This is a genomic window from Lentzea sp. NPDC051208, from assembly GCF_040682435.1.
GTDB lineage: Bacteria > Actinomycetota > Actinomycetes > Mycobacteriales > Pseudonocardiaceae > Lentzea > Lentzea kristufekii.
On record NZ_JBFBAW010000001.1, the window covers coordinates 391,953 to 414,886 of the forward strand.

The window sequence follows — 22,934 nt, forward strand, 5'->3', positions numbered from 1 at the left end:
GCGCGGCAGCGGCAGGCGGCAGCAGCAGGCGGTGGTGGTGGCAGGCGGTGGTGGTGGCAGGCGGTGGTGGTGGCAGGCGGTGGTGGTGGCAGGCGGTGGTGGTGGCAGGCGGTGGTGGTGGCAGGCGGTGGCGGGCAGCGGCAGCGGCGGTGGGCGGCAGCAGCGGCGGCGGCTAGCCAGAGCCGCGGCCCGCGCAGGCGATCACGCCGGTCGAGCCACACGGGTCGCTGCGGACATGCGGTGCGGAAGCGAAAACATCCAGGGGCGGCGACCCTCACCTGCCCGCACAGGCCTGCCCGCGCACGTTGCCCGCCGCCGGACTGCTCCCGGCGGGCTCGGTGGCGCTCAGGCCGCGCGCGGGACGGTGAACACGCGCAGGAAGGTGCCCAGCAGCTCGCGGTCGCCGGCCAGCTCCACCGTTCCGTCCCGCATCGAGCTGACGATCGCGCGGTAGGACGCCAGTTCGTCGTCGGCGAGTTCCACGGTGATGGTCAGGTCGGGGCCTACCGGTGCGGGGCCCAGGCCGGTGAGCAGTTCGCCGTCGTCCACCACCGCGTGCACCACCACGTCGCGGACGTGGATCTCCCACGACGCCGTTAGACCGGCTGCCTGCGCCGGCTGGAAGACGACGCGGAGGTTCAGCACCATGCCCTCGGGGGTGACGACGTCGCCCTTCTGCGGCTCGCCCAGTTGCGTCGCACCCCAGCGTGCCAGCGACAGCAGGGCCGGCTCCAGCGACTGGCCGACGGGGGTCAGCGCGTAGACGACGCCTCGGGCGGGCGCCGGGGCGACCTGGCGCTCCACGATGCCTGCCTGTTCCAGTTCCTTCGCGGGCCTGTTCGTCGGTGTCGTCGGCGCGTCGTCCATGGCCATCGGCTACGGGATCGTCGTCGCGATCGCGACGTTGATCAGCGTGGTCGCGATGGTGCGGCTCAACCGGAGCTGATCCGGCCGGCGTGGACGTGCGTGCGCACCCCCTGCGGATCGAACAGGATCAGCAGCTCGACCGCGCCGCCGTCCGCACTGCCCAGCCAGTGCGGCTTCGAGGTGTCGAACTCGGCGGCCTCACCGGGCGGCAGCGTCAGGTCGAGGTCGTCGAGCACCAGCCGCAACCGTCCATTCAGGACGTAGAGCCACTCGAACCCGTCGTGCGTCTGCAGTGTCGGTTCCAGCGGTTGCGGCACGGCCGGGATGAGCATCTTGAACGACTGCACCCCGCCCGGCCGCCGCGACAACGGCACGAACGTCATGCCGTACTTGTGGATCGGCTTGAGGTGGATGCGCGGATCGCCGGTCCGCGGGGCACCGACGAGGTCGTCCAGCGGCACGTCGTACACGCGCGACAGCGGTAGCAGCAGTTCCAGGGTCGCCCGCCGCTGCCCGCTCTCCAGCCGGGACAGGGTGCTCTCCGAGATCCCCGTGGTCGTCGCGAGGTCGGCGAGGGTGATGCCGCGGTGCCGGCGCAACGTCCGCAGCCGCGCGCCCACCCCGTCGAGAACGTCTTCGGTTTCGCGGTTCACGGGCCCGAGCTTGCCACAGTGGCAAGTTTTCGTGCCAGAATCAGCAACCGCCGCCCAAGCTGGCCGCATGAAACGCCTCGTCCTCGCCCTGCTGCTCCTGGTCACAGCCTGTGCCACGCCCCAGGAGACTCCGGCGCACGCCGCCGTCACCCAGAACGACCCGGCCTTCCAGAAGACCTTCCGGCACGAGTTCGCCGACGTCGACGGCGTGCGGATGCACTACGTGACCGGCGGCAGCGGCAGCCCGGTCGTGCTGATCCACGGCTGGCCGCAGACCTGGTACGGCTGGTGGCCGATCATGCCCGCGCTCGCCGAACACCACACCGTCTACGCGCTGGACCTGCCCGGACTCGGCGACAGCACCGGCAAGCCCCGGGGCTTCGACAAGGCCACCCTCGCGCGGTACGTCCACGGGCTGACCAGCGCGCTCGGTCTCCGCAACACCTCCGTCGTCGGGCATGACCTCGGCGCGGCCGTCGCGTTCCAGTACGCCAGCCAGTTCCCGGAGGACACCGCGCGCCTGGGCTATCTCGACCTGCCGCTACCGGGCCCGGCGATCGACGCGCGCACGTACCGCACGCTCAGCTGGCACATCGCGTTCCACTCGCAGCCCCAGGTCCCCGAGGCGATCGTCCAGAACGACGTCCGCGACTACCTCGAGCTCTTCTACCCGCAGGTCTCCTACCAGGGCAGCGCGTTCGGCGGCACGTCGACGAAGAATCCGTTCGCGGACAACGAGATCGACGAGTACGCGCGCACCTACAGCTCAGCCCTCTCGAACGGCTTCGAGCTGTACCGCGCGCTCGACCAGGACGTCCGCGACACCGAGGCCGCCCGGCCGGTCCGGGCCCCGGCCCTGGTCATGGCCGCGGAGGGCCAGGCCGAGGCGATCAAGGGCACGGCCGCACCGCGGATGACGAACATCGTGCGCGCGCTCGACGTCCCGAAGGCGGGACATTGGCTGGTCGAGGAGAATCCGCAGTTCGTCACGACCGAACTGCTGCGCTTCCTCACCTCATGAGCGGCATGCGATCGGACCACGGCAGCGCCTCTTCCAGCTGCGCCGCCAACTTGATCAGCAACGCCTCCCCCGCGAGCGGCGCGACGAACTGGACGCCGAGCGGCAGCCCGTCCGCCGTCCAGTGCAGCGGCAGCGAGAGGGCGGGCCTGCCGGTGATGTTCGCGAGCTGCGTGTACGGCACCCAGCCGAGGTTCTCACCGATCATGTCGTCGACGATCTTCGTGTGCTTGAGGAACCGGGCCGTGCCGGTCTTGAGCAGCACGTCGGTCGCCCGTTGCAACGACACCGGCAGGTCGAACTGGCCCACCTTGGGCGGCGGGGTCGCGAGCGTCGGCGTCAGCAGCAGGTCGTAGGACTCGAAGAAGGTGCTGAGGCGGCGGGTGTGCTCGTGCCGCCGCTGCACGGCGTCCACGTAGTCGACGCTGCTCGTGGCCCGTCCCAGGGCGGCCATGAGCAGCGTGTCGCGTTCGAACGCGACGTCCGGCGCCCCGGTCAGGCGCTTGGCGTCGGCGACCTTCCACGCGAGGTTGACGAACCACGTCAGCAGGAAGTCCTTGGCCAGCACCGCGTCGTCGAACGGCGCCTGCGGCAGTTCCTCGACGTGGTGGCCGAGATCGGTGAGCACGCGGACGGCCGACGCGACGGCCGCGACCGCCTCGGGATGCGGGTCCGGGTTGATCGCCGACGGCACCCGCACGCCGATCCGGAGCTTGCCGGGAGCCTGGCCTACGTAGGAGGCGAACGGCTCCGGCGGCATCGCGGGCGAGTACGGCCCGGCCGGCTCACCACCGCAGATGACGTCGAGCATCGCGGCCGTGTCGCGGACCGTGCGCGAGACGACGCCCTGCACCGCGGCGCCGTGCATCATCTCGGCGGTCTCCGGCCCGAACGGCGTGAGGCCGCGTCCCGGCTTCAGTCCGACGAGCCCGCAGCAGGCCGCCGGGATCCGGGTCGAGCCGCCACCGTCGTTCGCACCCGCGCAGGGCACGATCCCGGCGGCGACCGCGGCCGCCGAACCGCCCGACGAACCACCGGGCGTCCGTTCCAGGTCCCACGGGTTGCGCGCCGGACCCCAGACGGCCGACTCGCTGATCGCCTTGGCCCCGAACTCCGGCAGGTTGGTCTTGCCGAAGATCACCAGGCCGGCGTCGATCCAGCGCTGGACGACGGTCGAGTGCGCGGCGACCTTCAGCGCCTTCAGCGAGCGCGACCCGTTCGAGGTCGGCAGGCCCGCGTAGTCCTGGCCCAGGTCCTTGATCAGGAACGGCACCCCGGCGAACGGGCCGGTGAGGTCGTCGGACGGTTCGGCCGGAACGTCCCGGACGATCGCGTTGAGCCGCGGGTTGACCTCCGCGGCGCGTTCCCTCGCCACCGCGAGGAGTTCGGCCGCGGACACCTGCCCGTCCGCGACGAGCCGGGCCAGCCCGGTGGCGTCGTACTTCCGGTACTCGTCGAAGTCCACGCGCTCAAGGTAACTGCTCGGCCCCGCATCACCGGCAGAGAGGAGTTGTAGCGACAGGGGTGCGGGTGCACGTCCACAAGGGTCAGGACACGAGACACCCCGCGAGGTCGTTCATCGCCGCCTCCACACCGACGTCGAGGGCGGCCTGCATGACGCGCGGGCGGCGTTCGGTGCGGCCGATCGTCGCGCTGCCGAGCGGCGGCCGGATCTGCAGGCAGGCGGGATGGGACGCGAGCAGTTTCTCGTCCAGCGCCCTGATGTCCTCGCGCTGCAACCAGGCCGTCACGACGCCCGGCGCGTGGCGGGCGAACCACCGCGACAGCACGAAGCGTTCGCCACGGGACGGCGGCACGCCCAGGAACTCGTCCTCGCGCCGCGTGCGCAGGGCGACGACGTGCGTGGCGCCCTGGGAGAGTGCGGTCCTCACCGGAATCGTCTCGCTCAGCCCGGCGTCGACGTACGGGCGGCCGTCGATCATCACCGGGTCGCCCGCGAGGAACGGCATCGCGGTCGACGCCCGCAGCGCGGTCTGCAGGCTCAGGGTGTCGCGGACGTGGCCGTGCAGGTCGGTCGCCTCACCGGTGAGACCGTCCGTCGCCATCGGGTGGAACTCGACGGGGTTGTCGAGGATCTCCTGGAAGCCCATCGGGTGGACCTCCGTGTAGATGGTGTGGACGAGGTGGTGGGTGTCCACGACCGGCCGCCGGGTGAACGCGCGCCTCGGGTTGATGGTGGTGCGCATGACGGCCGGGTCCCACCAGGCGTGCTTGCTCCTGTCCGCCCGGCCGCACAGCAGCCAGGCGGCGTTCAGCGATCCCGCCGAGCTGCCGTAGACGGCGTCGAACAGCGGCAGCAGCCCGAGCCGTTCGATCGCGACGGTCATGCCGCTGGAGTAGACGCCGCGCGAGCTCCCGCCTTCGACCAGCAGGACGAGCCGCGCGTCGTCGTTCCGTTGCCCTGGAACGCTTTGCTGCCGCCTGCGCTCGCGCAGCAACTCGAGAACCGTCATGCCCGAAACCCTATCCGCGCACCTTCCGCCACGCTGCTAATGTGGAAGTGAGATCAACCGCCCTCGATGAGGAGCTCGACGTGCTGGTGGGTGAAGACGACATCTCAGGGTGAGCCCTGGATGTGACAGGCCATCGTCCGCGATGGCCGTTCAGTCGTCCCCTTCTTCCACACGCGTGGTCGTTCCGCGCGCGGCACATCTCCGAGGTCTCACACCCATGTCCGACGCATTCATCGTCGTGTCGTCCCTGTCCTTCTCCTGGCCGGACGACACCCCCGTGTTCGACGGCCTGTCCGTCTCGGTGCCGGGCGGGCGCACCGGTCTCGTTGCCCCGAACGGTGCCGGCAAGTCGACGCTCCTCAAGCTCGTGGCAGGCGCTTTGACGCCGTCCGGGGGCAGCGTGTCCGTCGAGGGCGTCCTCGGCCACCTCCCGCAGGACCTGCCGCTGACCGCCGGGCTGACCGTGGCGGAGGTGCTCGGTGTCGCGGACGTGCTGCGCGCCATCGCGGCCGTCGAGTCCGGTGACGTCGGCGAGGAGCACTTCACCACCATCGGCACCGACTGGGACCTGGAGGAACGCACGCGCGCCCAGCTCGACCGGCTCGGGCTCGGTGATCTCGCGCTCGACCGGGTGCTCGGCACGCTGAGCGGCGGGCAGGTCGTCTCGCTCGGCCTCGCCGCCCAGTTGCTGAAGCAGCCGGACGTGCTGCTGCTCGACGAGCCGACCAACAACCTCGACCTGGACGCCCGGCACCGCCTCTACGACGTGCTGGACGACTGGCGCGGGTGCCTGCTCGTGGTGAGCCACGACCGGGAGCTGCTCGACCGGATGGACCGGATCGCGGAGCTCGACGGCGGCGAGATCCGCTTCTACGGCGGGAACTTCTCCGCCTACGAGGAGGCGGTGGCGGCCGAGCGCGAGGTGGCGGAGAAGAACGTCCGCAGCGCCGAGCAGGAGGTCAAGCGCGAGAAGCGCGAGATGCAGCAGGCCCGCGAACGTGCCGCGCGCCGGGCGTCCAACGCGCAACGCAACCTCTCGAACGCGGGCCTGCCGAGGATCTTCGCGGGCAACATGAAGCGCAACGCGGAGGTGTCGGCGGCCAAGGCGGACGGCACGCACGCGGCCCGGCTCGGCGCGGCCCGCTCGAAGCTCGACCAGGCCGAACGGGCGTTGAAGGACGAGCAGAGGATCAGCTTGGAGCTGCCGCGGACGGCGGTCCCGGCGGGCCGCACGGTGTTCCTCGGCTCGGACATCCGGGTGCGGGACCTGTTCGACGACCTCTCGCTGGTGATCCGGGGGCCGGAACGCATCGCGCTCGCCGCTCCGAACGGCGCCGGCAAGTCCACGCTGCTGCGGGTGGTCCACGGTTCGCTGACGCCGGACAGCGGTGAGGTGAAACGGGCCGACGGCCGGGTCGCGTACCTGTCCCAGCGGCTGGACCTGCTCGACGACTCCCGCACGGTGGCGGAGAACCTGGCCGCGTTCGCCCCGGCGATGCCCCCTGCCGAGCGGATGAACCTGCTGGCGCGCTTCCTGTTCCGCGGTTCGCGCGCGCACCTGCCGGTCGCGGTGCTGTCCGGCGGCGAACGGCTGCGCGCCACACTGGCGTGCGTCCTGTTCGCCGAACCCGCGCCGCAGCTGCTGTTGCTGGACGAACCGACGAACAACCTCGACCTGGTCAGCGTCGGACAGCTGGAGAGCGCGCTGAACGCGTACCAGGGCGCGTTCGTCGTCGTCAGCCACGACGAGCGGTTCCTGAGCGAGGTGAGGATCGACCGCCGGCTGCGCCTGGACGGCGGCAAGTTGCTGGAGGCCGCGCATGGCTGAGGCACTGGTCGCCACCGAACTGGTGCGCGGATTCGGTGGCCGGCGCGTGCTGGACGGGGTGTCGCTGACCGCGGCCCCCGGCCACCGCATCGGGCTGATCGGCGAGAACGGCGCGGGCAAGTCGACGCTGCTGAGGCTGCTCGCGGGCGTCGACCAGCCCGACGGAGGCGTCGTCACACGGCCGCCGGACCTGAGTTTCCTGCGCCAGGAGATGCCGTTCCCGGACTCGGCGACCGTCGCCCAGGTGCTGGACGACGCGCTGGCCGAGGCACGGGAGGACCTGTCCGAGCTGGAACGGCTGGGTGCGCTGGTCGCCGACCCCGCGTACCTGGAGGAGTACTCGGAACGGCTGGAACTCGCGCAACGGCACGAAGCGTGGGACGCGGACCGCCGGGCGGGCATCGTCCTCAACGGACTCGGACTCGGCGAGGTGGCCCACGAGCGCACGCTCGGGTCGTTGTCCGGCGGTGAGCGGCGCCGGCTCGACCTGGCCGCGCTGGTGATCCGGCGGCCGTCGGCGTTGCTGCTGGACGAACCCACGAACCACCTGGACGACGACGCGGCCGCGTTCCTGGAGGAGCAGCTGCGAGCGCTGCCCGGCATCGTCGTGCTGGCGAGCCACGACAGGGCGTTCCTCGACGCGGTGTGCACCGACCTCGTCGACCTCGATCCGGCGGTGGACGGGCCGGTCCGCTTCGGCGGCACCTACAGCGAGTACCTGCGGCAGAAGCGCGCCGACCGCGACCGCTGGGAGCGTCGATACGCCGAGGAACAGGAGGAGCTGGCCGCGGTCCGCGACTCGCTCGGCCTGATCGCGGGCCGCGTCGCGCCGAACCGGGCCATGCGCGACAGCGACAAGATGGGCTACGGCGTGCGGGCGAACCGCGTGCAGAGCCAGATCTCCCGCCGCGTCCGCAACGCCACCCGGCGCCTCGAAGAGCTGGAGCGCAACGCCGTGCCCGCTCCCCCGCGCCCGCTGCGGTTCGCGCCGGACTCGGTGGCGCTGCGGGCCGGGGACCTGGTGTCGTTGCGGAAGGTCCGGGTGCCCGGCCGCCTCGCGCTCGACTTCCTCGACGTGCGCGACGGCGACCGCCTGCTCGTGACCGGCCCGAACGGCGCGGGCAAGTCGACGTTGCTGCACGTGCTGGCAGGCCACCTCCCGGCCGGGGGTGTGCGGCGGCAGCCCGGCGTCCGCATCGGACTGCTCGACCAGGACACGTCGTTCGCGAACCCCCGCCTCACCGCACGGGCCACGTACGGCCGCGCGCTCGGCGCCGAACGGATCGCGCAGGTGCCGCTGGAATCGTTGGGACTGCTGCACAAGTGGGACCTGGGCAAGCCCGTCGGCGCGTTGTCCGTGGGCCAGCAACGCCGCCTCGCGCTGGCGTTGCTCGTGGCGGACCCGCCGCACCTGCTGCTGCTCGACGAGCCGACCAACCACCTGTCGCCGACGTTGTGCGACGAGCTGGAGGACGCGCTGGGGCCGGGTCCGGGCGCGATCGTGCTCGCGAGCCACGACCGGTGGCTGCGCAACCGTTGGGAGGGCGCCGAGATCGGGTTAACTCGCTGGACAGGTTCCGGATGATGGTCCGGGGGTTCTCATGGTGGTGTTCGAGTGCGTGGCGTGCGGTGCCGCGCTGACCGTTCCGCTCAGACAGGTCGACCGGCCCGATCACGAGCACTACCACTGGGACAGGAAGACCAGCTTCACCCCGGCTCTTCTGCCGCACGGCACCTACGCCGCACAGGGCGACTTCCTCGTCGGGCCTGGGGACGTACGAGGCCTGTCCTGGGTGGACGACCACCCCGAGGGCGGGTGCTGTGGAGTGGACAGCGCCGACCCGAACCTCGCCTGCGCGTGCGGGCGGGCGGTCGCGACACGGGTCGACGACTGCTCGCGGTGGCAGGTGGTGCGGTTCGAACCCGGCGCGGTCCGGGCTTCGGGTGAGCCGGATCCGGTCCGGCCGTGGGACGCGTTCGACTGGGACGGCGTGTCGCTGACCGAGAGCGAGCTGTGGTGGCCCAGACGCGTGGGGATCGCGGCCGGGGCCGCGCTCGCCGGCGTGCTGCTCGCGGCGCAGGACGCGCCCGTGCTCGCCGCGGACGGACCTGTCCACGACCTCTTCCAGAGTCATCTCGACTCGTGGCGACCGCCGGGACGACCTCCGCGGACATTGGCGCTGGCCGGGCCGGGCCTGACCGCCCGGGCCGATCTCCTGATGGTGCCCCGGCATCCGCAGACCGGCGAGCCCTGGCCCGTGCCGGGGACGGCCGTACCGATCTCGGCCGAGTTGTGGCTCTGGCTGGCGAACGACAAGCCGCCGTACCTGCCGAGGACCGGCGGGCAGTGGGAGCCCTACCTCCGCCACGATCCGTTGCCGTGCCGTCCGAGGAAACTTCGGCTGGACGACAACGTCACCCGGCATGAGATGTCGAGACGGCGGAAATAGCTTCGACGTGCTTGTGCAAGGACACTCGCGCAACCACGGAGGACTGATCATGACCGGACGCCCGCCCGTCGCCGACCTCGCCACCTGGCAGCAGGCCCGCGACGCGCTGCTGGTCCGCGAGAAGGCCCACACCCGCGAGGGCGACGCCATCGCGGCCGAACGCCGGAAGCTGCCGATGGTCGAGTTCGACGGCAAGGTCGAGGTCGTCGGCGCCGACGGGCCCGTGCCGTTCGTGGAGCTGTTCCAGGGGCGTGACGAGCTCGTCGTCTACAAGCACATGTGGTGGGACGGCGCGCCGCACCAGGGGCAGTGCGAGGGCTGCACCCACGTGCCGTGGCACTTCGGCGACGCCGCCTACCTCAACGCGCGCGGGGTCTCGTTCGCGATGCTGACCACCGGTGCCTGGGACGAGGTGGCGCCGTTCGTGGAGTTCATGGGCTACACCCAGCCCTGGTACTCCGTGCGCGGAGTGGACGGTCCCGCCGGTGGCGACATGGGGTACCTGACCAGCTACCTGCGCGATGGCGACCGCACGTTCCTCACCTACTCCACGACCGCGCGCGGCTGTGAGGCGGTCAACGGGTCGCTGGCGCTGCTCGACATGACCGTGCACGGGCGTGGCGAGGTCTGGGAGCAGCACCCGGAGGGCTGGCCCGAGTCACGGCAGGCGGGGTGGTTCTGGCGGACGAACGCCGGCGGGGAGTCCAGCTGGGGCGAGGACAGCAGGCCCGTGCCGCAGTGGACCCGTCCGGGCGCGACGCCCGTGCAGACGCTGGGGCGGCAGGGCCACTGCCACTGATCAGCGGGGTTTGGTCGCGGTCGCGAGAACGCGGCGCTTCTGGTCGAAACCGGCCAGGACGCTCCGCGCCTCCGTCTGCATGGACACCATCGCGGGGTCGCCGGGTGCGTCGGTGGCGAGGGCCTCCTCCCACATCCGCTTCTCCCGCTCACGCCACTGCGGCCGGTCGACCACCTCGACGTCGGTGAAGCCGGCCTCGGGAAGCTGGCGGGCGAGGTCGAGCTCGCGGATGCGGCGCCACACGCGCTCGTCCCCGGGCTCGGCAGCCTGCCAGCAGGTGATGACGAGCCGCCCGCCGGGCCGCAGGACGCGCAGGCACTCCCGCAGCGCGTCCGGCTTGGACTCCGCGAACTGCACGGAGTCGACGATCAGCACCGCGTCCACGGAACCGGCGCTCAGGCCGGTGGCGGTCAGCGTGCCGACCCGGAAGTCGCCTCCGTCACTGCGCTGCCTGGCTTGCTTGACGGCCACGGCGGAGAAGTCCACACCGACCAGCCGGCAGCCGGTGCGGCGCGCGATCTCCAGTCCGTACCCGCCCCGGCCGCACGCGAGGTCCAGCAGCACCCGGCCCTGCGCCAGGCGCAGCGCCGGCACGACCTCGTCGAGGCCCTGCCCGCCCAGCAGGCTGGTCGACTCCAGGCCCGGCGGGAGGCCGAGCGTCCGCCGCACCAGGTCGTCGGCCAGCGGCGAGGCGGCCCGATCGGCGTACCAGCGGTCGAAGTCCTCTGCACTCGTCACGGCGCAGACCTTGCCAGAAAACGCGTTTGCGCCCGGCTGCTTCGGCCCGGTCCACTGTGGCGCGTGCAGATCCGTGCCACGACCGCCCAGGACCTCGACGGTTTCGTCCGCACCGTCCACACCGCGTTCGGGCGCTTCCCCGAGACACCGGACGAGAACGGCGGCGGCCTCTGGTGGTCGGCCGTCGAGATGGACCGCGGTGTCGTCGCCGAGACCGGGGGCAAGCTCGTCGGAACGGCGATCTCGTACCCGTTCGAACTCACGTTGCCCGGCGCGGTCGTCGTCCCGGCCGCCGGGATCAGCTCGGTCGGCGTGCTGCCGACGCACCGCCGCCACGGGGTCCTCACCGCGATGATGCGGTACCAGCTCGGCGCACTGCGGGACGGTGGCGAGTTCCTCTCCGTGCTGCTGGCGACCGAGGGCGGGATCTACGGCAGGTTCGGTTACGGCCCGGCGACCTTCACGCGCCGTGTGACCGTGCAGCGCGGCCAGAGCGCGTTCAGGACTCAGGTCCGCGCGGGAGCGATCGAGGTCCTCCCCCGGTCCGAGGCCACCGAGGTGCTGGAGGAGGTCTACGACCGCTACCGCCGCACCCAGCCCGGCGCGCTGTCGAGGCCGCACCGCTGGTGGGCGCTGGGAGCGGGCATGCCTCCCGTCGCGCCGGCGCCGCGCTACGTCGCCGTGCACCGCGACGCTCACGGCGTTCCGGACGGATATGCCACCTACGTGCTCGACGGCGGCACGCTGACGATCGACGAGACCATCGCCGCCGACGACGCCGTGTTCGCGGCGCTCGCCCGGTTCGCGCTGGACCACGACCTGGTCACGGAGGTGGTGTTCAAGCACGTCCCCACGGACCATCCGCTGCGGTGGATGCTCGCGGACTTCAACGCGGGGCCGACGAGCGGCGAGATGGACTGGCTCTGGGTGAGGCTGCTGGACGTGCCGAGGGCGCTGACCGCGCGAGGCTGGCTCACCGACGGTGAGATCGTGCTCGACGTCGACGACCCGTTCCTCGGGGAGCGCCACCGCTACCTGCTGACCGTCGAGGACGGGAAGGCCGAATGCGTGGGGACGACCCGTGCTCCGGACCTGTCGCTGGACGTGCGTGACCTGGGCTCGATCTACCTGGGAGGGACGGCACCCAGTACTCTCGTCCGCGCCGGACATGTCCTGGCACACGGCTGCACCGTCAATGCTGACGCTCTGTTCCGTGCCGAACGCCCTCCGCATTGCCTGCACTGGTTCTGATGGACGTCTGGACCAAAGTATGACGGCGCGTTAGGCCCAGGTATGACGCGAACGGACGGTCACGTCGTTATTGTCCGTTCCGTTGCACATCATCAACCCGTAAACCCCCTTTCCGCCGGAGGGACAGCCGCGTCATGTGGGAAGTTCTGCAGTCAGCGACCGACGTCCGGTCGCGCGTCACCGAGTGGATGGGGAAGCGGTTCCTCGCGCACCTCAGCAAGACCGGGTTCGACCTCGAGTCGTCCTGGTTCGTGCCGTCGCGAGTGCTCGCTCCGCTGCGGCGCAACGGCCTGGACCCCGTGCCGGAGCTGGCGCGGATGCAGGCCCACGGGCCGGTGACGCGGCTGCCGCTGCCGGTCACGGTGTGGCTGGTGACGGGTTACGAGGCGTCCAAGCAGGTGCTCGTGGACTCCGAGGCGTTCAGCAACGACTTCGGGCACCTGCGCGAGCTGGGGCTGTTCTCCGACGAGGCACCGGGCGGGCTGGGGTTCAGCGACCCGCCGGAGCACACGCGACTGCGCAAGGTGCTGACGCCGGAGTTCACCATGCGCCGCCTCTCCCGGCTCGTGCCCCGGATCGAGGCGATCGTGGCGGACCAGCTCGACCTGATGTCCATGAAGGACGGTCCCGTCGACCTCGTCGAACACTTCGCGATGACCGTGCCGGCGCTCACGATCTGCGAGCTGCTGGGCGTGCCCGCGAGTGAGCGCGAGGAGTTCCAGCGCCGCAGCGTCTCGCGGTTCGACCTCGGTGGCGCGGCCACGACCTCGCTGTCGGCCGTGTCGGAGTCGATCGTCTACTTCCGCGAGCTCGTGCGGTCCCAGCGGCTGAACCCGACCGACGGGCTGCTCGGCGAACTCGTCCGCAAGCACGGCGACGACCTGGGCGACGACGAGCTCGCGGGCCTCGCGGACGGCCTGCTCACCGGCGGGTTCGAGACGACGGCGAGCATGATCTCGCTCGGCACCCTCGCGCTGCTGCGCGACCCCGGCCTGCGCGAACAGGCCCTCGGCGACGAGAAGGCCGTGAACGGGCTGGTCGACGAGCTGCTGCGGCACCTGAGCGTCGTGTCGGTGGCGTTCCTGCGGATCGCGCGCCACGACATCGAGGTCGCTGGCACGAAGATCAAGGCGGGCGACATCGTGGCGTGCTCGCTGTCCCAGGCGAACCGCGACCCGAGCGCGTACCCGAGCCCGGACGTCATCGTCCCGGAGCGTGCCGCCGGCCAGCACCTCGCGTTCGGCTACGGCGCGCACCGCTGCATCGGCGCCGAGCTCGCGAAGATGGAGCTGCGGATCGCCTACCCGGCGCTCGTCAAGCGGTTCCCGGAGATGCGCCTCGCGGTGGCGCCGGGCGACCTGTCGTTCCGCAAGCTCTCGATCGTCTACGGGCTGCACTCGATGCCGATGCACCTCGGCGCGCAGCCCAGTCCGATCCAGCAGGTTCTCTAACGGAGTCGGGTGGGGGATGGCCTGATACACCCAACTTCTCGCAGTCGGGGTTGAGGGTTCATCCCTCATGCCTTCGCGTTCGTGCTCGAACAGTCTCTACCTACCAACGCATTCCGCGAACGGAAGGTAGAGACCATGATCCGCCAGGCCATCATCGCCGCCGCCACCCTCTCGACCATCGCGCTCCCGGCCGTCGCCGCCGCCGACCCGATCATCGGCCAGCCCGTGCCGTGCGTGAAGGTCGCCGACCTCGCCGGTGCCGACTTCTCGGTGAAGCAGTGCGGCATCAGCGACGTCGACCAGTACCGCGCGGGCCTGGAGAACAACGGTGGCTCCTACTGCGGGCCGTCGTCGCTGTACAACGTGCTGCACCACTGGGCGCACGAGAGGAACGCGCCGGTCGGGTGGCTGACCACGAAGGTCAAGAACCTCGACCCGAAGGACCCGGCCGACCACAACATCATCACCAACTCCGTCGGCCGGATCGGTGTGGACGCGCAGTACACCAGCAAGGGCACGAGGCTGAGCACCCTGCGGACCGCGTGGACCATCGCGACCAAGCCCGCCCGTGACGCCGGCTGGAGCACCGCCACCGAGGGCATCAGTCCGCACGGGAACGCGGACTTCGGCGGTGACATGGCGAAGAAACTCGCCCGCGGGCCGTTGCAGATGCTCTACGGCCGTTACTCGGCCGGTCCGCAGAACAGCCTGCAGCGCGGCGGCGGGCACCTCGTCACGGTCACCGCGGTCGAGGGGTCGTTCGGCGGCAACACCGTGCAGGTCCGCTACATGGACCCGGCCAAGGCGGCCGACCACGGCGTCGGTGACTACCTGAAGACGCAGTCCACCTACGCGACGGTCACCGCGACGCTGACGAAGAGGTCCGTCTACGAGTACAGCCCGGTGACCGACAACCCGGACACCGACACCGACGAGAGCCTCACGCCGGGCACCTACCGCACGGTGACCCGCTGGCAGCTCACGACGGCGGGCTCGACGTCGACCACCACGGTGCTGGTGGAGGGCTTCAACTGGTTCGACATGGCCCCGCCCGTGGGCTGATGAAGACGTGAGAAAAGGCCACCCGGACCGGGTGGCCTTTTCTCACGTTCACTCCCGCGTGCCGATCGTGTCGATGGGCTGGGCGCGCAGCGACAACCGGGTGGACACCGCGATCGACACCAGGCCGAGCACCGCGGCGCCGGCGAGCGCGCCCAGGTAGACCAGGACCGACCCGGCGGGCAGCGGGCTGCCGGTGAGGCCGAGGGCGAGCACGGCCAGCGGCACCGCCGCCACCAGCGAGCCCAGCGCGGCGGCCAGTCCGACCGTCAGCAGCGCTTCGGTCCGCATCATCCGGACGATCTGGCGGCGACCGGTGCCGACCAGCCGCAGCAGGGCGAACTCGCGGCGGCGTGCGGCCGTGGACATGACCAGCGTGTTCGACACGGAGATCGCGACGTAGCCGAGGATCACGCCGACCGCGACCAGGTTGAGCAGGAACTGGGTCCGCTCGGCGCTCCGGTCCTGCGCCGCTACCCGTTCGGTCACCTTCAGGCCGGGATAGCGGCTGGTCAGGTCGTTGAGCGCGGTGGCGTCCGCGCCCTTCACGAGCACGGCGCTGTCCATACCGGCTGTGGTGTGGGCACGGGCGTCCGCGGCCGACAGCACGTAGTCGCCGAACGCGAGGTCGTGCTCGTAGGTCGCGACGACCTTCAGCTTCGCCTGCTGACCGTCCGCGAACCAGAACTCCACCATGTCGCCGATCAACTTGTCCTCCCAGGAGGCGTGCGCGTCGCTCAACGCGACCGTGCCCGTCCGGAGGTCGTCGATGCTGCCGGACACGACGCCGAGGTCGACCATGCCGCTCGCGGTGGCGTCGAGGCCGTTGGCCGGACGGCTCTGCACCTCGACGCTGTCACCGGTCGTGCTCGCGGTGATCACCTGGGTGCGCACCAGCGAGGTGGCCGTCCCTCCCGGGATCTGCCGGACGACCTCGGCGGGCACGCCGGTCACACCGGTGATCACGTGGTCAGCGGTGATCGACCGCTCGGTCTGCTGGTGCACGGCGGCCGTGACCGTCGTCTGGCTGTAGAAGTTCACCACCGCGAACCCGATGGCGAGCATCAGCGGCGTCACCGCGGCCGCGAGCCGCCGCGAGTTCTTCAGCACGTTCGCCGAGGCCAGGTAGCCGCTCACGCCGAACGACCTGGCCAGCACCGGCGCGATCACCCGGACGGCCGCCCCGATCACCCTCGGCCCGGTGAGCGCCAGCCCGATGATCAGCACGAGTGCCGCCGACACCGCGATCGCCGCGCCGATCTGCCCGCCGATGAACAACGGCACCACGGTCGCGCCGAGCCCGATCGCGGTCAGGAACCACCCGATGGCCAGCCGGACCTTGCCGACGTCCCGCTTCTGCACCGCGGCCTCGCCCAGCGCCTCGACGGGGTTGATCGACGACGGCCTGCGCGACGCGCTCCAGGCCGCGAGGCGTGCGGCGCCCACTCCGATCAGCAGGGCCGCCACCAGCGGGATCGGGCTGATCGAGAGGGCGAAGTCGTCCGGCACCACGCCGATCCGCGCGAACGCGGCCCGCAGTCCCTGGCTGACCCCGATGCCGAGCAGGCTGCCGATCACGCCGGCGACCACCGAGACGACCGTCGTCTCGACGCCGATGAGCTTGCGGACCTGCCGCGGCGTCGCGCCCACGGCCCGCAGCAGGGCGAACTCGCGGCGGCGTTGCTCGACGGTCAGGGCGAGGGTGCTGGCCACGACGAAGATCGCGACCAGGACCGCGTACCCGCCGAACGAGGCGGACAGGATCGTGAGGATCGACTTGGTCTGGCTGACGTCGTCGAACTCGGCGGCGCTGCGGTCGGCGCCGGACGACACCGTGACGTGGTCGTGCGCGAGTGCCTTCTCGACCTGCCGGGCATCGGCGCCCAGCACGCCGATGGCACTCAGCTGACCGGACCGCCCGAAGTGCGCGGCCGCCTCCGTCTCGCTGAAGAACACCGAGGCCTGGCGCGCGCGTCCGGCCGCCTCGGCGACTCCGGCCACGCGATAGGTCTCGGGGACGGACCGGGTCATGATCCTGATCTCGCCACCCACGCCGACGCCCGACTCGGCCGCCAGCGTTGAGTCCAGGACCACCTCGCCCGGCTTCGGCGCGGTGCCGTCCTTCAGCGTGAACGGCGCCAGCACGGCGGAGTCCCAGTTGTGACCGTACGTGGACCTGCTCGCGAGCGGCTGCCCGTCCTGCCCCACCACGACGGCGGGGAACGTCTGCTCGGGAACGGCCCGCGCACCCGGCACCGCGGCGATCTCGGCGACCAGCGCCGCGGGAACGGAGGGCTGTTCGGAGGCGTGTTCGAACGCCATGACGTCGCCGCCGGGCGGCCGCACGGTCCGGTCACCGGTGACGACCACGTCGGCGGCCGCGTAACGCTGGGTCGGCACGCCGCCGCGCAGGCCCGACTCCATCAGGATCCCGCAGGCCGCGACGAGCGCGGTGCCGCACAGGATGGCGACGAACGCGCCGACGAACCCGCCGGTGCGGGCCTTCACGGTCTGCCAGGCCAGGCTCAGCACCGCCGGTCACTCCCCACGAACCTCCATGCGATCACCAGCGTGAAGGCCAGCAACTCGGCGGTCAGGACCTGTCCCACGCTCACCAGTCCCCCAGGTGCGTCATGCGCTCGGCGACCCGCTCCGGCGTCGGGCCGGCCAGCTCACCCGCGAGCCGTCCGTCCGCCAGGAACAGCACGCTGTGCGCGGCCGAAGCGGCGACCGGGTCGTGCGTGACCATCAGGACCGTCTGCCCCATGTCGTCCACAATGGACCGCAGCAGGGTCAGCACCTGGTGCGCGGTCCTGGAGTCCAGCGCGCCGGTCGGTTCGTCGGCCAGCACCACCTCGGGCCGGGCCACCAGCGCGCGGGCGATCGCGACACGTTGCTGCTGGCCTCCCGACAGTTCGGACGGCAGCCGGTCGAGCCGTCCGTCGAGCCCGACCCTGGCGACGATCTCGTGCAGCCATCCCCGGTCCGCCGTGCGACCGGCGAGGCGCAGCGGCAGGGTGATGTTCTGCTCGACGGTCAGCGACGGCAGCAGGTTGTAGGCCTGGAAGACGAACCCGATCCGGTCGCGGCGCACTCGCGTCAGCGCGGCCTCCTTCAGGCGGCCCAGGTCGGTGTCGCCGAGCAGCACGCGCCCGGACGTCGGCCGGTCCATGCCCGACGCGCAGTGCAGGAAGGTGCTCTTGCCCGAGCCGGACGGTCCCATCACGGCGGTGAACGTGCCCCGCCGGATGCCGACGGTGACCTCGTCCAGCGCGGTGACGGCACCACCCCCTGAGCCGTACACCTTCCGCACCGCCTGCAGCGACAGCGCGTCTGCACTCATCACGTTCTCCTTGGCTCGCAACGACTTCTGAGCAAGAAGGTAGTTCTGCGAGGCGGTGCGGAACGATCACGCAGGCTGCCGGGAACGGGGTGGAGCAGGCTCTACCACCGGCCGGGTTCGTCGGCGCGGACAGATCGGGGAGGTCAGATTCGTCGGCTGCGACGAGGTGTCCGTGAGGCCGCCGAACCTAGCGTTGCCGGTGACCGGAGTCACGTCGACCTGGATGGGGCGCGGATGTCCAAGCTCAACGAGATCAACGACTGGCTGCAGGAGAACCTGCCGCGACTGGTGGCCGAGCACGGGGTGCCCGGCGCCGCGGTCGCCGTCAGCGTCGGCGACGAGGTGGCCGAGGCGGCGGCGGGGGTGCTCAACAAGAACACCGGCGTCGAGACGACGACCGACTCGCTGTTCCAGATCGGGTCGATCACCAAGGTCTGGACGACGACGCTCGCGATGCAACTGGTCGACGAGGACCTGCTGGACCTCGACGCGCCCGTGCGGGACTACCTGCCGGAGTTCCGGATCGCCGACGAGGACGCCGCCGCCCGGATCACGGTGCGGCAGTTGATGAACCACACGTCGGGCTTCGAAGGTGATCTCTTCACCGACACCGGCCGCGGCGACGACTGCGTGGAGAAGTACGTCGCCACGTTGCACGACACGCCCCAGCTCTTCGCGCCCGGCGAGATGTTCAGCTACAACAACGCGGGCTACTGCGTGCTCGGCCGGATCGTGGAGGTCATGCGCGGCAAGTCCTACGACGACTGCCTGCGCGAGCACCTGTTCGCCCCGCTCGGCCTGACGCACGCCGCCGCGGACGTCTACGAGGCGATCCTGCACCGCGCCGCCGCCGGGCACCTCACCCACGACGAGGCAGCCGGGCCGCAGACGGCGCCAATCTGGGCTTTGGTGCGGTCGAACTCGCCGGCCGGGTCGATGCTCGCGATGAGCGCCCGCGACCTGCTGAAGTTCGCGCGGATGCACATGAACGACGGCGCCGGGGTGCTGTCGCCGGACAGCGTCGCGGCCATGCGGCAGGTCCAGGTGAAGGTGCCCGACCTGGCGTTGATGGGGGACGCCTGGGGCCTGGGCTGGGAGCTGTTCCACTATCCACAAGCGACGGTCATCGGGCACGACGGCGGCACGATCGGGCAGAACGCCTTCCTGCGCCTGGTTCCCGAGCACGGCGTCACCGTCGCGTTGCTGACCAACGGCGGCAAGACGATCGACCTGTACCAGGCGATCTTCCGGCACGTGCTGCGCGAGCTCACCGGCGTCGAGTTGCCCGCGATGCCCGAGCCGGCGGCGGAACCCCCTCGGGTCGACGGCGAGCGGTTCACCGGCGTGTACGTGTCGGCGGTCGGCGAGCGCGTGGTCACCCAGGACGAGGACGGCCGGATCTGGATGGAGGTCATCCCGAAGGGGATCATGGCCGAGCTGAGCCCGGAGTCCGCCGGCAAGACCGAGCTGGTGCCGTGGCGTGACGACACGCTCGTCGCCGCCGAGCCCGTCATGGGCATCCACATGCCGCACGCGTTCGTCGGTGACGACGGGAACGGGCGGGCGCTGTTCCTGCACACCGGCCGCGCGGACCGCCGGGTCGTCCGGTGATCGCGGAGGCCTTCGCCGAAGCGGGCGTGGAGGGGTTCGTCCACGCCCGTGAGATCGGGGTGGACGGCCCGGAGGCCGGGCACGGCGCCGACGAACAGGTCGTGCTGGCGTCGGTGTTCAAGATCCCGGTCGCCGTGGCCTACGCGGCCGAGGTGGCGGCGGGACGGCTCGACGAGACGGCGCGGACGCGCGTCACGCCCCGCTACCGCATCGGCGGGATCGGCACGGCCGGGTGCCGCGACGACGTCGAGATGAGCTGGCGCGACCTGGCGTTGTTCATGATGTCCATGAGCGACAACGCCGCGACGGACGTCATCTTCCACCGCGTCGGGCAGGCCGCCGTCGACGCGGTGGTGGCCGACCTCCCGCGGACCCGGATCCTGGGTTGCTGCGAGAACCTCTTCGACTCGGTGGCCGCGGACGTCGGCGCGGACGAGATCGAGAAGGTGCTCGCCGAGCCGACGTGGGAGCTGGTCGGCAAGTTGTCCATTGTGGATCCCGAGCGCACCACCTCCTCGACGCCGAGGGAGATCACGACGTTGCTCGACGCGATCTGGACCGATCGCGCCGCGGCACCCGAGGCGTGCGAGCGCGTCCGGGCGATCATGGCCCAGCAGATCTGGCCGCACCGGCTCTCGTCGGGCTTCCCCGCCGACGTCCTGGTCGCCGCCAAGACCGGCACGCTGCCGAGCGTCCGCAACGAGGCCGGCGTCGTCACCTACCCGGACGGCCGCAGTTACGCCGTCGCGGTGTTCACCCGCTCGCAGTCGCTCGACCTGCGCAATCCCGGCGCCGACGCGGTGATCGGCCGCGCCGGACGCCTCGCCGTCGACCAACTCCGGAGGACGTCATGAAGCGTGCGGTGGCCCTGTTGGCGGCCGTTGCCCTGGCCGGGTGCGGCACCTCGGCGAACTCCGGCGGCCAGAACCTGGCCGAGGGCAAGACGTTCACGATGTCCGTCGGTGCTGATCCAGGCTCGCTCGATCCCGCGCTGACCGTCCTGTCGGTGGCACGGCAGGTCGGCCGGTTCCTCTACGGCAGGCTGATCGAACGCACGTCCAGCGGCGAGATCGTGGCCGGTCTCGCCGAGAAGTGGGAGGCGACGGTCACGACGGCGACTTTCACGCTGCGCCAAGGCATCACGTGCGCCGACGGTGCTCCGCTGACCGCCGCGGACGTCGCCGCGAACATCACCTTCGTCGGCGATCCCAAGAACAACTCACCACTGACCGGGCTCCAGGTCGCCCCCGGCACGACGGCCACGGCGGACGAGGCGACCCGCACCGTCACGGTGACGAGCGGCGGGCCCGACGCGTTCCTGCTGACCAACGTCGGCACGCTGCCGATCGTGTGCGCCAAGGGCCTGAGCGACCGCGCGTTGCTCGCCAAGGGCGAGCAGGGCACCGGCATGTTCACGGTTTCCGAGATCGTGCCCAACGACCACTACACCCTGGTACGGCGCAAGGACTTCGCGTGGGGTCCCGGCGACTGGGAGAAGGACCAGCAGGGCCTGCCGGACAAGGTGGTCGTCCGCGTGATCGCGAACGAGACGACCGCCGTGAACCTGTTGCTGTCCGGTCAGCTCACCGCCGCGACCGTGGCCGGACCTGACCAGGAACGCCTGTTCGGCCAGAAGATCGACCACGTCGACATCGCGACCCCGCTGGGCACGCTGTGGTTCAACCAGGCGGCGGGCCACCCCGGCCAGGATCCCGCCGTCCGGCGCGCGCTGGTCCAGGGGCTCGACCTCGCCCAGGTCGGCAAGGTGATGACCAACGGCAAGGGCAGGCCGTCCAAGAGCCTGGTGACCGTGGAACCCCGTCCCTGCACCGGCGACAACGTCGGGCCGAACCTGCTCGCGTTCGACAAGGCCGCGGCCACCGGTGCGCTGGACTCGGCGGGGTGGCGTGCCGGATCGGACGGCGTGCGGTCGAAGGACGGCACACCGTTGTCGGTCAAGCTGCTCCAGCCGACCGTCCTCGGCCCGACGGTGACCTCGGCCGCCGAGCTGATCCAGCAGGCGTGGCAGGCGATCGGCGTGCGGGTGGAGATCCAGCCCGTCGACGCAGCGGGCATCAACCAGACGTTGTTCGGCACCGGCGCGTGGGACGTGTCGATGGCGCCCGTGACGTTGTCGCTGCCGAGCCAGCTCGTCCCGTTCGCGTCCGGCCCGGTGCCGCCGCAGGGCGTGAACTTCGCCCACATCACCAATGCGGAGTTCGCCGCCGAGTCGAAGCAGGCCGCGTCACTGGCCGGTGCGGACGGCTGCGAGCACTGGAACAGGGCCGAGGCCGCGCTGGTGAAGGACACCAGCCTGGTGCCGTACTTCGACGCCGTCGTGCCGACCTTCGTCAAGGGCGCGCGGTTCAGCATCAGCGACAGCATCGACCCGGCCTCGATCAGGATGCTGGCCTCATGACCGGGTGGGCCCCGTTCGCCCGGCGGCGGGCACTCCGGTTCCTGACCTCGCTGTGGGTGCTGGTGACCGCGGCCTTCCTGATGATCCACCTGATCCCCGGCGACCCGGTCCGCGAGTCACTGGGCCTGGCCGCGCCACCGGACCTCGTCGCCGCCCGGCGCGCCGCCCTGGGCCTCGACGACCCGTTGCCCGTGCAGTACTGGCACTACCTCAGCGGCCTGTTCCGCGGCGAGTTCGGCACGTCGCTGATCAGCGGCACGCCGGTCGCGTCGCTGATCGGGGACCGCCTGCCCGCCACCGTGCAGCTGGCGGTGCTCGCCTTCCTGGTGGTCGTGGCCGTGGCGGTGCCGGTGGGCGTCGTGATGGCCGTCCTGACGAAGGGCGGCCGCCGGCGCGGCGGCGAGCTGGCGTTCACGTCGACGAGCGTGGTGCTGGCCGCGATCCCGGAGTTCCTGCTCGCCGTGGGGCTCGTCGGCCTGTTCGCCGTGCAGCTCGGCCTGTTCCCCGTGGCGGGCAACGACGCGGCCGGCTCGTGGGTGCTGCCGGTGCTGGCCCTGGCGATCGGCCCGGCCGCGGTGCTCGCCCGGATCGTGCGGGTGGAGCTGCTTTCCGTTCTGGGCAACGACTACGTGCGCACCGCACGGGCCAAGCGCCTGCCTGCACGGCTGGTGTACGTGCGGCACGCGCTGCCCAACGCCGTCACCGCCACGCTGACGTTGGGCGGCATGATGCTCGCCGCCCTCGTCGCGGGGACCGTGCTGGTGGAGAACGTGTTCGCGTGGCCGGGACTGGGGTCGACCATCGTCGGCTCCATCCAGCAGAAGGACTACCCGGCCGTGCAGGGCATCGTCCTGGTGTACGGGGCCGGGGTGCTGCTGGTGAACCTGGTGGTGGACGTGGTGCTGGCACTGCTCGATCCGCGTTCGACGATCAGGGAGGCGTGATGCGCCCGCTCGCACCACCGGCCGCAGGG

General features: G+C 71.3%; 21 protein-coding genes. 14 read left to right on the plus strand and 7 right to left on the minus strand.

The features are described from left to right. Positions 1 to 47: 47 nt before the first annotated feature. Positions 48 to 176, plus strand: a complete 129-nt coding sequence (locus tag AB0M48_RS01590) for a hypothetical protein (RefSeq protein ID WP_363835247.1) — start codon at positions 48 to 50, stop codon at positions 174 to 176. A 169-nt stretch (positions 177 to 345) separates the two neighbouring features. Here the strand turns inward: AB0M48_RS01590 and AB0M48_RS01595 are convergent, their stop codons facing one another. After that, positions 346 to 804: a hypothetical protein gene (locus AB0M48_RS01595; protein ID WP_363835248.1), complete on the minus strand. Its 459-nt coding sequence runs from the start codon at positions 802 to 804 to the stop codon at positions 346 to 348. 1 nt (position 805) lies between these two features. Between AB0M48_RS01595 and AB0M48_RS01600 the strand changes: the two genes are divergently transcribed. Next, complete coding sequence (locus AB0M48_RS01600) at positions 806 to 946, plus strand: hypothetical protein (RefSeq protein WP_363835249.1); 141 nt, start codon at positions 806 to 808, stop codon at positions 944 to 946. Here the strand turns inward: AB0M48_RS01600 and AB0M48_RS01605 are convergent. Further along, a complete protein-coding gene (locus AB0M48_RS01605) occupies positions 933 to 1,520 on the minus strand; it encodes a helix-turn-helix transcriptional regulator (protein WP_363835250.1) in 588 nt (195 codons plus the stop codon). The genes AB0M48_RS01600 and AB0M48_RS01605 overlap by 14 nt on opposite strands. 67 nt (positions 1,521 to 1,587) lie before the next feature. Between AB0M48_RS01605 and AB0M48_RS01610 the strand changes: the two genes are divergently transcribed. Next, on the plus strand, positions 1,588 to 2,541 hold the full coding sequence (locus AB0M48_RS01610) for an alpha/beta hydrolase (RefSeq protein ID WP_363835251.1): 954 nt from the start codon (positions 1,588 to 1,590) through the stop codon (positions 2,539 to 2,541). Here AB0M48_RS01610 and AB0M48_RS01615 read toward each other — a convergent pair. Then, entirely contained in the window at positions 2,531 to 4,003 is a 1,473-nt protein-coding gene (locus AB0M48_RS01615) for an amidase (RefSeq protein WP_363835252.1), read from the minus strand. The genes AB0M48_RS01610 and AB0M48_RS01615 overlap by 11 nt on opposite strands. Before the next feature lie 82 nt (positions 4,004 to 4,085). Continuing rightward, the gene (locus AB0M48_RS01620) at positions 4,086 to 5,012 is read right to left on the minus strand and encodes a patatin family protein (RefSeq protein WP_363835254.1); all 927 of its coding nucleotides are present in this window, start codon (positions 5,010 to 5,012) and stop codon (positions 4,086 to 4,088) included. Positions 5,013 to 5,229: 217 nt separating this feature from the next. On the opposite strand from AB0M48_RS01620, the gene AB0M48_RS01625 reads away from it, so the two are divergent. Genes AB0M48_RS01625 through AB0M48_RS01640 form a run of 4 tightly spaced genes read left to right on the plus strand, consistent with a single transcriptional unit; the run spans position 5,230 to position 10,089 of the window. Then, positions 5,230 to 6,840: an ABC-F family ATP-binding cassette domain-containing protein gene (locus AB0M48_RS01625; protein WP_363835256.1), complete on the plus strand. Its 1,611-nt coding sequence runs from the start codon at positions 5,230 to 5,232 to the stop codon at positions 6,838 to 6,840. Continuing rightward, positions 6,833 to 8,425: an ABC-F family ATP-binding cassette domain-containing protein gene (locus tag AB0M48_RS01630; protein WP_363835258.1), complete on the plus strand. Its 1,593-nt coding sequence runs from the start codon at positions 6,833 to 6,835 to the stop codon at positions 8,423 to 8,425. Before AB0M48_RS01625 ends, AB0M48_RS01630 begins: the two co-directional genes overlap by 8 nt. Positions 8,426 to 8,441: 16 nt before the next feature. Then, positions 8,442 to 9,290, plus strand: coding sequence for a hypothetical protein (locus AB0M48_RS01635; RefSeq protein ID WP_363835260.1), 849 nt, complete (start codon positions 8,442 to 8,444; stop codon positions 9,288 to 9,290). A gap of 49 nt (positions 9,291 to 9,339) precedes the next feature. Then, positions 9,340 to 10,089, plus strand: a complete 750-nt coding sequence (locus tag AB0M48_RS01640; RefSeq protein WP_363835262.1) for a DUF899 family protein — start codon at positions 9,340 to 9,342, stop codon at positions 10,087 to 10,089. Here AB0M48_RS01640 and AB0M48_RS01645 read toward each other — a convergent pair whose 3' ends face one another. Next, positions 10,090 to 10,827: a methyltransferase domain-containing protein gene (locus tag AB0M48_RS01645; protein ID WP_363835263.1), complete on the minus strand. Its 738-nt coding sequence runs from the start codon at positions 10,825 to 10,827 to the stop codon at positions 10,090 to 10,092. A gap of 63 nt (positions 10,828 to 10,890) precedes the next feature. Here AB0M48_RS01645 and AB0M48_RS01650 point away from each other — a divergent pair, with 63 nt between their 5' ends. The 3 genes from AB0M48_RS01650 to AB0M48_RS01660 all read left to right on the plus strand — a co-directional run bounded on the left by AB0M48_RS01650 (position 10,891) and on the right by AB0M48_RS01660 (position 14,591). Next, positions 10,891 to 12,078: a GNAT family N-acetyltransferase gene (locus tag AB0M48_RS01650; RefSeq protein ID WP_363835265.1), complete on the plus strand. Its 1,188-nt coding sequence runs from the start codon at positions 10,891 to 10,893 to the stop codon at positions 12,076 to 12,078. A gap of 134 nt (positions 12,079 to 12,212) precedes the next feature. Further along, positions 12,213 to 13,529 carry a cytochrome P450 gene (locus tag AB0M48_RS01655; protein WP_363835270.1) on the plus strand — a complete coding sequence of 439 codons (1,317 nt, stop codon included), beginning with the start codon at positions 12,213 to 12,215 and terminating at the stop codon, positions 13,527 to 13,529. 135 nt (positions 13,530 to 13,664) lie between these two features. Continuing rightward, positions 13,665 to 14,591 (plus strand): hypothetical protein, encoded by a 927-nt coding sequence (locus AB0M48_RS01660; protein WP_363835272.1) that lies wholly within the window; start codon positions 13,665 to 13,667, stop codon positions 14,589 to 14,591. Positions 14,592 to 14,639: 48 nt separating this feature from the next. Here AB0M48_RS01660 and AB0M48_RS01665 read toward each other — a convergent pair whose 3' ends face one another. After that, entirely contained in the window at positions 14,640 to 17,120 is a 2,481-nt protein-coding gene (locus AB0M48_RS01665; RefSeq protein WP_363835274.1) for an FtsX-like permease family protein, read from the minus strand. Between the two features lie 79 nt (positions 17,121 to 17,199). Next, positions 17,200 to 17,931 carry an ABC transporter ATP-binding protein gene (locus AB0M48_RS01670; RefSeq protein ID WP_363835277.1) on the minus strand — a complete coding sequence of 244 codons (732 nt, stop codon included), beginning with the start codon at positions 17,929 to 17,931 and terminating at the stop codon, positions 17,200 to 17,202. A gap of 234 nt (positions 17,932 to 18,165) precedes the next feature. Here AB0M48_RS01670 and AB0M48_RS01675 point away from each other — a divergent pair, with 234 nt between their 5' ends. Genes AB0M48_RS01675 through AB0M48_RS01690 form a run of 4 tightly spaced genes read left to right on the plus strand, consistent with a single transcriptional unit; the run spans position 18,166 to position 22,905 of the window. After that, positions 18,166 to 19,542 (plus strand): serine hydrolase domain-containing protein, encoded by a 1,377-nt coding sequence (locus tag AB0M48_RS01675; RefSeq protein WP_363835279.1) that lies wholly within the window; start codon positions 18,166 to 18,168, stop codon positions 19,540 to 19,542. Next, entirely contained in the window at positions 19,539 to 20,396 is an 858-nt protein-coding gene (locus AB0M48_RS01680) for a serine hydrolase (protein ID WP_363835281.1), read from the plus strand. The genes AB0M48_RS01675 and AB0M48_RS01680 overlap by 4 nt, the downstream gene beginning before the upstream one ends. Next, positions 20,393 to 21,961 (plus strand): ABC transporter substrate-binding protein, encoded by a 1,569-nt coding sequence (locus tag AB0M48_RS01685; RefSeq protein ID WP_363835282.1) that lies wholly within the window; start codon positions 20,393 to 20,395, stop codon positions 21,959 to 21,961. The genes AB0M48_RS01680 and AB0M48_RS01685 overlap by 4 nt, the downstream gene beginning before the upstream one ends. Further along, complete coding sequence (locus AB0M48_RS01690) at positions 21,958 to 22,905, plus strand: ABC transporter permease (RefSeq protein WP_363835283.1); 948 nt, start codon at positions 21,958 to 21,960, stop codon at positions 22,903 to 22,905. Before AB0M48_RS01685 ends, AB0M48_RS01690 begins: the two co-directional genes overlap by 4 nt. Positions 22,906 to 22,934 lie beyond the last annotated feature (29 nt).